Annotated in this window: 10 protein-coding genes and 1 pseudogene; 5 read left to right on the top strand and 6 right to left on the bottom strand. The window is 57.9% G+C overall.

The window, feature by feature from the left end; translation table 11 throughout:
* The 4 genes and pseudogenes from DTF_RS27170 to DTF_RS0109310 all read right to left on the bottom strand — a co-directional run.
* A pseudogene (locus DTF_RS27170) lies at positions 1-221 on the bottom strand (diguanylate cyclase); the annotation flags it as partial.
* 116 nt (positions 222-337) lie between these two features.
* A complete protein-coding gene (locus DTF_RS0109320) occupies positions 338-1960 on the bottom strand; it encodes a peptide-binding protein (RefSeq protein WP_035056426.1) in 1623 nt (540 codons plus the stop codon).
* Between the two features lie 324 nt (positions 1961-2284).
* Complete coding sequence (locus tag DTF_RS0109315; protein ID WP_027715110.1) at positions 2285-3058, bottom strand: DUF4292 domain-containing protein; 774 nt, start codon at positions 3056-3058, stop codon at positions 2285-2287.
* On the bottom strand, positions 3055-4782 hold the full coding sequence (locus DTF_RS0109310; protein ID WP_027715109.1) for a tetratricopeptide repeat protein: 1728 nt from the start codon (positions 4780-4782) through the stop codon (positions 3055-3057). Before DTF_RS0109310 ends, DTF_RS0109315 begins: the two co-directional genes overlap by 4 nt.
* A gap of 240 nt (positions 4783-5022) precedes the next feature.
* Here DTF_RS0109310 and DTF_RS0109305 point away from each other — a divergent pair, with 240 nt between their 5' ends.
* The 5 genes from DTF_RS0109305 (at position 5023) to DTF_RS0109285 (ending at position 10951) form a co-directional block, all read left to right on the top strand.
* Positions 5023-6609, top strand: a complete 1587-nt coding sequence (locus DTF_RS0109305) for an AAA family ATPase (RefSeq protein WP_155890769.1) — start codon at positions 5023-5025, stop codon at positions 6607-6609.
* Entirely contained in the window at positions 6606-6866 is a 261-nt protein-coding gene (locus tag DTF_RS0109300) for a hypothetical protein (protein ID WP_027715107.1), read from the top strand. Before DTF_RS0109305 ends, DTF_RS0109300 begins: the two co-directional genes overlap by 4 nt.
* Positions 6863-10081 (top strand): SpoIIE family protein phosphatase, encoded by a 3219-nt coding sequence (locus tag DTF_RS0109295; protein WP_027715106.1) that lies wholly within the window; start codon positions 6863-6865, stop codon positions 10079-10081. The genes DTF_RS0109300 and DTF_RS0109295 overlap by 4 nt, the downstream gene beginning before the upstream one ends.
* Before the next feature lie 88 nt (positions 10082-10169).
* Positions 10170-10505, top strand: coding sequence for an STAS domain-containing protein (locus tag DTF_RS0109290; RefSeq protein ID WP_027715105.1), 336 nt, complete (start codon positions 10170-10172; stop codon positions 10503-10505).
* A 23-nt stretch (positions 10506-10528) separates the two neighbouring features.
* Positions 10529-10951 (top strand): ATP-binding protein, encoded by a 423-nt coding sequence (locus DTF_RS0109285; RefSeq protein WP_027715104.1) that lies wholly within the window; start codon positions 10529-10531, stop codon positions 10949-10951.
* An 84-nt stretch (positions 10952-11035) separates the two neighbouring features.
* On the opposite strand, the gene DTF_RS0109280 is transcribed toward DTF_RS0109285, so the two are convergent.
* Positions 11036-11665, bottom strand: a complete 630-nt coding sequence (locus tag DTF_RS0109280; protein WP_027715103.1) for an HAD family hydrolase — start codon at positions 11663-11665, stop codon at positions 11036-11038.
* Positions 11662-12447, bottom strand: coding sequence for a prolipoprotein diacylglyceryl transferase (lgt, locus tag DTF_RS0109275; protein WP_027715102.1), 786 nt, complete (start codon positions 12445-12447; stop codon positions 11662-11664). Before lgt ends, DTF_RS0109280 begins: the two co-directional genes overlap by 4 nt.
* Positions 12448-12624: the final 177 nt, after the last annotated feature.

Below are 12624 nucleotides of genomic sequence, written 5' to 3'. Positions count from 1 at the left end.
AGCCGGCCGAGCCACTTGCCGTACTGCACGTACAGCGGCTTGTCCAGGTCGTACTGAGCCCTGAGCCGATCTTGAAGTTCGGCGCTCGCCAGGGGGTTCATTTCGGTCTGCAGGTCCGTCGGCTCCCCTGGAGCGAGATGAATCACCACGAAGGAGATGATAGTGATCCCCAGCAGAAGAGGAATCATCATCAGGAGGCGTTTGGAAAGGTAGGCCAGCATAGAAAGACCGTTTTGAGTTTTAAGTGTTAGCTTACAGCTGACAGCTTGAAGCTTGCAGCTTGCAGCTGATAACTGATAACTGATAACTGATAACTGATAACTGAAACCTAGCGGTTTCACCGCGCGTACTTCTGCTCCCCCGCCGGCACGTACCATTCAATGAAGTTGTGGCGGATGCCGGCGGGTGCCGGGTCGATTCCGCGGAAGCGTTTTGCCACGACCGGCAGCGCTTCGCCCACGTAGAGGAAGGTGTAGGGCTGCTCCTCGGCGAGAATTTCCTGGAACCGGTCGTAGATTTGCTTCCGTTCGGACTGGTCGAAGGTGCGGCGCCCCTTCTCCAGCAGTTCGTCCACTTCGGGATCGTTGAAACGGATGAAATTCAGCTCCCGGGGGCCGGTCTTGCTCGAATGCCAGATGTTGTACTGGTCGGGCTCGGGGCCACCCGTCCAGCCGAGGATGGTGGCGTCGAAGTTCCCGGGATTGATGAACTCCTTGAGGAAGGAGGCCCATTCGATGACGCGCAGCTTCACATCGACGCCGACCTCCTTGAAGCGGCGCTGGATGATCTCGCCGGACTTGACCCGCAGATCGTTCCCCTGATTAGTGACGATGGTAAAGGCCAGCGGCCTGCCGTCCTTGTCCACGATGCCGTCGCCGTCGCTGTCGCGCCATCCCGCTTCGGCGAGGAGGGCCCGTGCCTTCTCAGGATCGTAAGGATAACGCTTGACCGTCGGGTTGTACACCCAGGTGTCCGGCTTGTAGGGACCGGTCGCCACCTCGCCCAGCCCGAGCAGCACCCCCTCGATGATCTCCTGCTTGTTGATGGCATGGGAGAGGGCCTGGCGCACCCGTTTGTCCTGGAACATGGGCCGGCGCAGATTGTAGCCGAGATAGGTGTAACCGAAGGCAAGGTACTTGTACTTGTTGAATCGCCGCTTGATGCCGGGAGTGTCCGTCTGGGTCCGGTACTGGATGGGGGTCAGGCCCATGAAATCGAGCCCCCCGGAGAGGAGTTCGAGAAACTGCGTCGACTGATCGGGAATGATCCGGTAGAGAATGCGCTTGATGTAGGGGCGGCCCTCGAAATAATCGGGATTCGCCTCCAGAACCACCTTCTCACCGGGCTTCCATTCGGTAAAGAGGTAGGGGCCGGTGCCGACGGGTTGACGGGCAAGGGGACTTTTGGTCACATCCTCCCCCTCGAGCAGATGGGCGGGATGGATCCCCACCCCCCAGCTGCCCAGGGCTGGAGCGTAGGGCTTCTCGTAGGTGACGCGGAAAGTATGGGGGTCGGGCGCCTCGGCCCGAACCACCTGTCGATAAGCTTCGGCATAGGCGGTGGGGGTATTCGGATCGGTATAAAGCCGATAGGTGAAGAGGGGATCGGCTGAGGTGAAGGGGGCGCCGTCGTGCCATTTGACCCCCTTGCGAAGATGGAAGGTGATGGTCAGGTTGTCGGGAGAGATCTCCCACGACTCGGCCAGCTCACCTTCGAGTTCGAGATTCTTGTCGTACCGCACGAGCCCGTTGTAGACCAGACCGTTGATATCGGAAGAGGCCGAATCGGAAGCGAGGACCGGAAGGAGCGTGCTCGGCTCGCCGATGGACGCCTCGATAAAGGTGTCGCCATAGGCCGGAGCGGCGGCTTCCCCCTCGGCGGGGACGATGCCTTCGTCCTCGCGGGTGCAGGCGGAGAGGGTCAGGAGGAGTGTTGCCAGAACTAGAATCTGTTTGATCACTATGAAAACCTCACCGTTCTTCGATTTTCTTTTAACTCAAAACTTAAAACTGAACTTCGCCGGTCCCGGCCGGCAGCCGGGTGACTTTCTTTACTGGTCTAAAGAAAGTCACCAAAGAAAGGACCTGCGCTGCGCTGGGCATGCTGTCTCCGTCGCCGGCACTTCTTTCACCTTTTTATCACAAAAAACGGATCCGTCTCCGTGGAACCGCCATTTGCCAACCCCTGTGGGCGAACGCCCCAGCCTACCTACTGCAAAAGAAGGCTTCCCCAGGTAAGACCCTGATTCAAAATTCAAAATTCAAAATCGCCTCTCCGCCTTTGCCTACGGAATCGGCAGGATTTCCATCCCTGGCGAAGGGGAGAGGGTGAAGCGTTCCGGCGGGATGGCTACATTGGTCCGGACTTCGGAGAAGGCCAGGGAACCTTCGGCGTTCAACGCCGGCATTTCCAGAAAAACGGATCGGGGGAAATAATGAAGATCGCCCTGCAATTTGTCGTAGGAGACGCGGAGCTGCAGCACATCGTCCCGAAAATAGGCGCTCTCGACCAGCTGCAGCGCCGCGTCGAAGCGCAGCTTCTGGAGGCGCCCGCTCTCTCCGAACAAGGTGAGCAGATAATCTCCCTTCTCCCCGGCCACAAGGTTCCGTTCGCCGTGTCCGATGACCGGCACCTCGTAAAGAAGGAGGTGCACGAGGTCGGTCAGACGGAGGGGAAGACGGGTAAAGCGCTGCACGTTTTCGGGGGAGGCCTCGCCGCGATAGAAGCGCCCTTCCGACGGAATCATCACATCCAGCTCCCGGCCGTCCGTGGCCATCAGCAGCAGCGGCTGACCGAAGGGGCTCAGGGTCTCCGCCCGGAAGCGGTCGGGCTTTTCCGCCAGGAGGACCTGCGTGCCGGACAGGGATCTGCCGCCGGCATTGATCCTGACCTTGGCCAGCCCCTGCAGCGACTGGAAAGCCCGGGCGTTTTGCGCCAGACTCTCCAGCAGTATCTCCTCCGATACCGATGGAGCGACGGCAGGAGCGGCTGGGACGAGCGGCCGGGGGACGCAGGCAGCCAGAATCAGCAGGAGCAGACTTGCCGCGATTCGCATCATTCCCCCTCCGCGAGGGTGTCGATCTTGCGGCGCACCGTTTCACTGTGCGGGACCATCTCCAGCACTTGTTCATAGGCGGCGCGGGCCTGCCGGTCCTGGTGAAGGGCGCGCAGCGCATCCCCGAGATGTTCCAGGACCACCGGGTCGGCGGGGAGCATCCCGACCGCCTTTTCCAGGGCATCCCTTGCTTCGGCGAAACGACCCAGCTTGAAATAGACCCATCCCAGGGTGTCCATGATGTGCCCCTGGTTGCGCAGCTCCAAGGCGCGCTGCGCCATCCTGAGGGCTTCTTCGAGATTCTGACCGCTCTCGGCATAGGAATAGGCGAGAAAATTAAGCGCCTCGACATGGTCCGGGTCGAGGCGCAGGGTCTGCTTCATGGTGGCGGAGGCCCGGGCGGATTCACCCATTCCCTCCAGTACCAATCCCTTCTGGTATGTCAATTCCGCATTGTCCGGGTAGGCCGCGATCCCCTTGTTCAGAACGGAGAGTCCCGCTTCATGCTGATCCCGGGCCAGGTAGAGGGAACTGAGATAGATGTAGAGCTCCGGCCGGGCGACCATCTCTCCGAGGCGCTCCTCCAGAAGGGAGATGGCTTCCTCGGTGCGGCCGAGCCGATAGAGGAGATAGCTGACATGCGAAAGAGCATCGCCGTAAAGCTCTGAATCCGTTGGAATTTCCTGAAATACCTCCAGTGCCTCCGGGAAGTCCTCTCGCCGCTCGAGCGCCGTACCCAGGTAAAATCGAACTTTCCAAAGCTCCGGATGCTGCCCGGGATGATTTTTGAGAAGGGTGGTGAACACCTCCACCGCGGCCGTCCAGTTTTCCTGCTCCATATAGATCAGTCCGGTCTTGCGCCGGGCGTCCAGATCCTGAGGATTATGTCTGAGAATAGCCTCGAGTTCCAGCAGCGCTTCTTCCAGACGATCCTGACTGATCAGGATGCGCACCATCTGGTGCCCGATCCGGGCATTTCCGGGGTTTTCCACCAGAGCCTGCCGGTAGATCTGGAGTGCTTTCTCCTCCATCCCCTTATTCAGGTACATTTCCCCCAGCTCGATGTAGGCCGGTTCAAAATCGGGACGGGAGGACAGAATGCGCCGGTACGACTCTTCGGCCAGAACGGTCAGATCGATTTCGCGGTACAGGCGGGCCAGGGCGAGTTCCGCGACGAGGGATTCGGGGTTGCGCTGCAGGAGACTTTTGATCGCATCCACGGCCTGGTCCATTTCACCGGCACGGGCCAGGGCGATGCCGAGATGCAGGTAGGCTCTCTCGAGGTCAGGATTCAGCTCGAGAGCCTGCCGGAAATGGACCGCGGCCTCTTCATTCTGGCCCCGATCGAAATAAATATTACCGAGCAGAAGCTGAGCTTCCCAGAAGGACGGATCCTGTATCAGGGCATCCTCGGCCGTCCGAACGGCTTTCTTCTCTTCATTCAGCTGCAGATAGATCTTGGCCAGGGCAACACGGAGGAATGCCGAATGGGGATCTAATTCCAGGGCCCGGGAGAGGGCCTCGGCAGCTCCTTCGAAGTCACCTTCCGTGGCCTTGAGTTCGGCCTCGGCAAAGAAGTAAAGGGCCTTCGCTTCAGAGCTCTCAAACCTTGAAACGTAAGGATCCGAGGAGACCGCGGCTTTGCTCGGGAAATCTCCCGAAGGCGCCGCGCAACCGGCGAGGACATTCAGGAGGATCAGAAGAATGGGAAAACGTAAAATCATCATGTATATGCCCCCAGCGGCCCGGAGGCGGCAGAGAATCTCGAAACGCGTAGCTTCAAGCTTCAAGCTTCAAGCTTACAGCTTCAAGCTTACAGCTTGCAGCTGACAGCTGACAGCTGACACCCGAAATGTTTACTAAAACTATCATACTGCCGGTAGAGCGTCAATTTAATTGCCCCCCTTCCTTTTCCTTTACAGGCATCCACCATGTGATAGAGTTTCAGTGAATTCAAGATCTTAGACTTGAGAGTCGCCATGGATGCCCAGGCATTGCACAAAGCTCTTCTTCTCCCATCGGCCTATCCCGAAAAGAGCGGCGCGGTCGGTTTTCGGGAAACCCATGTCTCCCGTCTGTACTTTACCGACCGGCATGTCTACAAAATCAAAAAACCCGTCGACTTCGGGTTCCTCAACTTTACCACCCTTGACCGGCGCCGCTTCTATTGTCAGGAAGAGGTGCGCCTCAACCGGCGATTCTGTCCCGACACCTACCTGGGAGTGGTGGAGATCCGCAGCGCTGGAGATCGGGTCGCCGTGAACGGCCCCGGCGACATCGTCGATTATGCCGTCCGGATGAAGCGTCTCCCCGAAGAGCGCATGCTCGACTACCTGGTTCGGAAGGTCGATGATTCCCTCCCGGGGGAAATGAACCGCCTGGCGCGACGCATTGCCGGGCTGCACGGGAAATCGGAAATCTGCCGCAAGAACGGCGGCGTTTTTAATCGCGAAGTAGTGCAGGCCAACTGGCGCGAGAACTTCGCTCAGATCGCCCCCTTCATCGGGAAGACCCTGTCCGCCAGGGCGGTCGATCTCTGTTCCGATTATGTGATCCGATTCCTCTCGGGGAAGAACGATCTGCTGCTGCGCCGGGAAAGGGAGGGTTTCGTCCGGGAAGGGCACGGGGACCTGCACAGCGAACACATCTGCCTGACGGACCCGATATGCATCTATGACTGCATCGAATTCAACCGTCGCTTCCGGGTGGGGGACGTGTCGGCCGATCTGGCCTTTCTGCTGATGGATCTGGATTATCGCGGCCGCCGCGACCTGGCGTGGATCCTTCTGGCCGAATATGCCGATGTTTCGGGAGAAAACAGGGAAATGGAGATCCTTCTCCCCTTCTACAAGATTTACCGCGCCTGGGTCAGGGGCAAAGTTGAATCCTTCCTCTCCGCGGAAACCGATGTTGAAAAAACAACCCGCCAACAGGCGAGTGCCCGGGCGCAAGGGTATTTCAACCTCGCCCTCGGTTATCTCTGCCGCTCCCCCCTGCTGATATCAACCTGTGGTCTGATGGGGGTCGGGAAAAGCGCCGTCGCCGTCGAACTGGCCGCAAAGCTAGGAGCGGTGCTCTTGCGCTCGGACGAACTGCGCAGAGAGCTGATCGGCCGGGAAATATCGGAAAAACGCGAAGATCCCTTCAACCAGGGAAGCTATTCCCCGGAAATCAGCCGCCGGACTTATGACCTGCTGCTGGAGCGCGCGGCTGCCGCCCTGGCCTCGGGAAAGACGGTGGTCGCCGATGCCTCCTTCGCGCGGCAGGAGGACCGGGACCGCTTCCGGAGAATGGCCGGGAAAGCAGGCGTCCCCTTTCTGATCCTGTTCATGGAATGCAGCAGGCAGACGGCTCTGGCGCGCCTGGACCGGAGGCAGGCCCTGGGGACGGATCCCTCGGAAGGGCGCCGCGGGCTTTATTCCCGTCAGGCCGCGACATTTCACCCGCTGCCTGAAACCGGTGAAGTTATTCGAGTCGACACCGGCGGCGCGATTGACTATACTGTTCACTTCATTCTCTGCGAACTCATTGACCGAACCGGAATATATCCATGAAAGATCCCAATTCGTCTCACCTGAAAGAAGCCTGGGTGCTCTGTTTCATCCTTGGGATCATCATGCTCAATTATCCTTTTCTTCATATCTTCAACAAGGACCGGCTCGTGTTCGACATCCCGCTGCTGGTCCTGTACCTGCTGGTGGGATGGCCCATTTCGATCCTGGTCATTTTCCTGTTCACCCGCAGCCTGAAAACCAATAACCACAATAACGGTTCCAGATCCGACAGCCGCAAGGGGAAAAAAGAAGGATGATCCCGGTCTCGATCGTCGCCCTCACTTCTCTCTTGTATTTCGCCCTCCTCTTCGCAGTCGCCTATTACGCGGACAAGAAGCGGGAAGCCGGCCGCAGCATCATATCCAATCCCCATATCTATTCCCTCTCCCTGGCCGTCTATTGCACCTCCTGGACCTATTACGGCAGCGTCGGCCGGGCCGCTACCGTCGGTCTCGATTTTCTCGCCATCTATCTCGGTCCCACCCTGATCGCTTTCAGCTGGTGGCTGCTGCTGCGCAAGATGGTCCGCGTCAGCAAGGAACAGAACATCGTCAGCATCGCCGATTTCATCTCCAGCCGTTACGGCAAATCGGCCTCGCTTGGAGCCATCGTCACGATTTTCGCGGTGGTCGGCATGACGCCTTACATCGCCTTGCAGCTCAAGGCCGTATCACACACCTTCGATCTTCTGGTCGCCCCCCCCGAAGCGACGGGTTTCGGCGTCGCCACCCTTATCCCCTCTCTGCCGGCCTATATCGACACGGCTTTTATCGTCGCCCTTATCCTGGGTATATTCGGCATACTCTTCGGAGCCCGGCATCTGGACGCCTCCGAGCGGCACGAGGGACTGGTGGCCGCCGTCGCCCTCGAATCGCTGGTCAAGCTCGTCGCCTTCGTCATGGTCGGGATTTTCGTGACCTTCGGAATGTTCGACGGTTTCGCCGACATCTTCGCCCGTTTTCTCACCGACTTTCCGGAACGCAACTACCTTCTCCTGCTCAATACTCCGCAGAGTCCCTACAGCACGTGGTTCACCCTGACCTTCATATCGATGATGGCTTTCATGTTTCTTCCCCGCCAGTTCCACATCATGGTCATCGAGAACTCCAGCGAAGAGCACATAAAAAGCGCCATGTGGCGACTTCCCGCTTATCTCTTCCTGATCAATCTTTTCGTCATCCCTATCGCGCTCGGCGGACTCCTTCTCAATAACGGCGACACCAGCCATTCCGATTATTTTGTTCTTCAGATCCCCCTTCAGACGGGCCATTCCTGGCTGGCACTTTTCGTTTTCATCGGCGGCTTTTCAGCCTCGGCGGGAATGGTGATGGTCTCTTCGGTGGCCCTCTCCACCATGGTTCTCAATCACCTGGTCATGCCGGTGATCCTTCGTCTGGGGCATTTTCAGCACGCGGACATTTCGGGCACCCTCATCAATATCAAGCGCCTGGGTATCATGGCGGTCATTTTTATCGGCTACCTGTATTTCAGGGTGATCGGCGAATCGTATGCCCTGGTTAACATCGGCATCATCTCCTTCATCGCCGCCACCCAGTTCGCCCCGGCCCTCATCGGAGGACTGTACTGGAAACACGCCAACCAGAAAGGCGCCGCGGCCGGGCTGATTCTCGGTTTCATCATCTGGAGCTACACCCTGCTGATCCCCTCGTTCATCCGTTCCGGGTGGATGGAAAGCGATATCCTGGAAAAAGGGCTTTTCGGCTACAGTTTTCTGCGGCCCCTGGAGCTTTTCGGCCTTTCCGGATTCGGCATCTGGACCCACTCGCTCTTCTGGACCCTCTTTTTCAATCTGGGGGCTTTCCTGACCATCTCTCTGCTTTTCAAGTCGCGGGAGAGTGACATCGAGGAGTCAGCCAAGTTCATCGACGTTTTTGCCGAGCGCCGGGAGAAGGTGGAGCGCAAGCGCATGAGCAAGCCGCCCACCATCATGGAATTCGTCGACCTCATGACCAAATTCATCGGTGAAAAACAGGCGCACGCCGCGGTGACCGAATATCTGGGCGACCGGGAAATCGATGAACGGGGCAGCCTTTCGGAATACGAGCTCCCCAATCTGAAGAGGTTTACCGAACGGACCCTGGCCGGATCGGTGGGCGCCGCCCCCGCCCGGATCATCGTCGACAACTACCTGGCGACCCGGGGCAGCAGGATGGAAGATGTCTTCGACATCTTCGGTTCGGTCACCATCAGCCGCCGGGCCAGCCGGGAGCAGCTCGGCGTTCTTTACGAGGCCGCCGGTGTGGTGGCCCGCGGCCTCGATCTGAAAACCACCCTCGACAATATCCTCAAGCTGCTCGCCTTGCAGTTCAAATTCGACCTCTGCGTCATCCGCCTGCTCGATGAAGAGAGGATGATTCTGACGGTGCGCAGTCAGCTCGGCATGACCTCGGAACATTTGGGAGAGTCGGAGCGCGATCTGACGATGAACACCTATATCGGAGAAGCCTTTCTCACCAACTCAATCAAGGTGGTCAACGACACCGACTTCATGGAGAAACCGTTAACCGCGCAAGTCATCCACCGCGAGGGGATCAAAGCTTTCGCCCATGCGCCCATCACCATCGAAGGGCAGCCGATCGGCGTCCTGTCGGCCTTTTCCCGCACGGCGAAGGGTATTTTTTCGGACGAATTTGTCGAACTCTACCAAAGCCTGGCGGGGCAGATCGGCGTAGCCTGGCGGAATTCCCAGCAGACCAAGGCAATCATTCAGGCCAAAGAGCGGGAAAAGGAGATGCAGATCGCCAAGAGCATCCAGATGGGACTCCTGCCCACTTCCGTTCCCGAGATCAAGGGAATCTCCCTGGCCGGGATCTGCGTCCCGGCCCGTCAGGTGGGAGGCGATTACTATGACTTCCTGCCCCGGGATAAAGAGGGTCTGGATCTTATCATCGCCGATGTTTCAGGCCATGATGTCAGCTCCGCCCTGATCATGGCGGAAACCCGCACCTTCATTCTGGCCCGCGCCCGGGAAATCCAGGGAGCACGGGAGATGCTGACCGCCCTGAACGAATTCTTCTATGAAGATCTCGGTCGCGCCGAACTGTTCATCACCATGTTCTATCTCAAGTACAATACCGGCACACATCAGCTCTCCTTCGCCAGCGCCGGTCACAATCTCCCTCTCCTCTGGCGTGGGAGGACAGGAAAATGCGACCGCCTCGACGCCGAGGGGCTGATCCTCGGCATCAGGGAAGAAGTGGAATTCCAGGAGAAAAAAACGTCCCTCGAGCCAGGGGACGTCCTGCTCCTTTATACCGACGGCGTCACCGAAGCCGAAAATTCCGAAGGGGCTTTTTTCGGGGAAGAACGGCTTTGCGCCGTACTCAAGGAGCACCACGAACTTCATCCCCAGCAGGTCATCGACCATGTGCTGGAGGAGGTTCGCCTGTTTACGGGTACGCGAAACTTCAACGACGACGTTTCCCTGGTGATCATGCGGGTGGATGAATGAGCCGCCGGAGAAAGTGTTCCACAACCCAAAGGATGTGCTAAGATATTAAAATCAGGCTTTTAAAAATCATTCCTGGAAGGAGATTGCAATGATCGTCAGAATCGAGGAAAAGGGAGCTGTGGTCCTGATCGAGGTCAAGGAAGAGCGGCTCGACGCCCACAACAGCGGCGAATTCAAGGGACAGATGCTCAACCTTTTCGAGGAAGGTAAAAACAATCTGGTGGTGGACCTGCAGGAGGTGCGCTTTGTGGACTCATCGGGTCTGGGCGCCCTCGTCTCGGGATTCAAGAATGCCAGTGCCCGAAACGGGAATCTCAAGCTTTGCGGGCTGCAACCCCAAGTCAAATCGATGTTCGAACTTACCCGGCTGCACCGCGTATTTGAAATTTTCCCGGGCGCCCAGGAAGCTCTCGCCAGCTTTTAGCGGCAATCTTTCCCGAGGGGCAGATGAAAGAGAAGATTGAGGTAAATATCAAGGTTCCCAACCAGACCCGGTACCTGGGCCTGATCGGAAAGATCGGCGAGGACGTGGCGCGGGCCCTCAAGAAATACAAGGGGGATCGCGAAGAGTTGGCCTATCATATCAATCTGGTGCTGACCGAGGCCATGGCCAACGCCATCCGTCATGCCAACGAGGGCGATCCGGAGAAGGAGGTGCACATCACCATTACCATCATGGGCAAGAGCCTTAACATCAAGGTATATGATCAGGGGCAGGGATTTGATATCTGTTCCCTGCCTCCCCCGGATTTCAAGAACCTGGACGAGCAAGGCCGGGGCGTTTACATCATCCGCTCCCTCATGGACCGGGTCTCCTACCGCAAGGTCAAAAACGGCCATGTTCTGGAAATGATCAAAAACCTTCGATGAAAGGCAGCTATAAGCTGTAAGCTATAAGCTGTAAGCTATAAGCTATAAGCTGTAAGCTCAAAACGAATGGCTTACCGCTTACCGCTATAAATTACAGCTCTCAATCAACTCCACCACCTCCCGGTGACTCTCGATTGCAATGTCTCCTTCGACCTGCCCCTTATAGGCTGCGAAGCGGATCCCGGCACTCCGGGCCGCCTCGCGATCCAGTTCCGAATCCCCGATGAACAGCAGTTCGCTCTCCCGAAGTCCCAGCCGTCCGGCCGCCATGAAAAGCATGTCCGGATGGGGTTTCGGGCGTTCGACGTCCCGGCAGGTCACGACTGCATGGAAAAACCGGCCGAGATCGAAATGCTCAAGAATCTCCGGCATGCTGGTTCCCCGATTGGTGGCCACGGCCAGCGGCATCTTCGCCGAAAGAATAGAGAGTGCTTCTACCATCCCGGGTTCCGGCTGCATGCAGGGGATGAAGCGGCAATAATCGAAGGTGCGGGCAAACGCCAGGGCCGCAGCCAGCCGTTCCGGACCGAGAAGCGCTTCAAAGACTTTCGGACTGGCGGCCGTATGGCACAGATGCGCTCTTTCCCGTTCCTCGGACAGAACGGGAGGCTCGCCGAAATGACTCAGGACGGTATTGTAATAGGCCAGATTGGCCTGACGGCTCTCGAAAAGAACACCGTCGCAGTCGTAGATGATCCCTCGGATGCCTTTCATGCGGACCCCTCCCGACGGCGGCAGTAAACCAGGCCGATGATTCCCGTCAGAATCATGGGGAGAGAAAGGAGCTGTCCCATGGTGGCCCCGCCCCAGAGAAAGCCCAGGTGGGCATCGGGCTGACGGAAAAATTCCACGCAGAAGCGGAACAGACCGTAGAAAAGGAAAAAGGAGAAAAAGGGGATCCCCGGGGCCGCGTTGCGGCGATGCAGCAACCACAGGATCAGGAGGAGAACGGGGCCTTCGAGAAAAGCTTCGTACAGCTGGCTCGGATGCCTCGGTTCGGGACCGGCGCCGGGAAAGACCATACCCCAGGGGACATCGGTCGTCCTGCCCCACAACTCGCCATTGATAAAATTCCCCACCCGGCCGAGTCCGAGTCCGATAGTGGCCGCGGTCACCAGGATATCACCCGTCAGAAGGGGTGGAAGCCCTTTGCGGCGGCAGAAGATCAGCGCAGCCGCAATGACTCCGAGAAGGCCGCCGTGAAAACTCATCCCCCCTTCCCACACCGCGAAGATGCGCAGAGGATGGTCGATGTAATAAGAGAAATTGTAGAAAAGAGTGTAACCCAGGCGACCGCCGATGATGACCCCCAACACCCCGTAGAAAAGAAGATCGGACAGAGACTCCTTGTTTACGGGAAGCTGCCTGAGACGGGCCAGATGATGGATCACGAACCAGGCCGCCAGAAAACCGACCAGGTACATGAGGCCGTACCAGCGCACGGCCAGAGGACCGATCTGGAAGATCACCGGGTCGATTTGGGGATAGGTGAGCATGGGGGGAGTCCTTATTTGAATCAGGTGAAAGGTTTCAGGTTTCAGGTTCAAGGTTTCAGGATTCAGCCGTAAACTGCACGGAACATCTGAAAATTGGACCAGTATTTGTACCACAGACCAGTAAAAGCGCGCAATGGCCGTCACTTATCCTAAAAACTCAAAACTGAACTTCAACTC

It is taken from the genome of Desulfuromonas sp. TF, assembly GCF_000472285.1.
Lineage (GTDB): Bacteria > Desulfobacterota > Desulfuromonadia > Desulfuromonadales > ATBO01 > ATBO01.
This window is presented reverse-complemented; position numbering and strand designations above follow the sequence as displayed.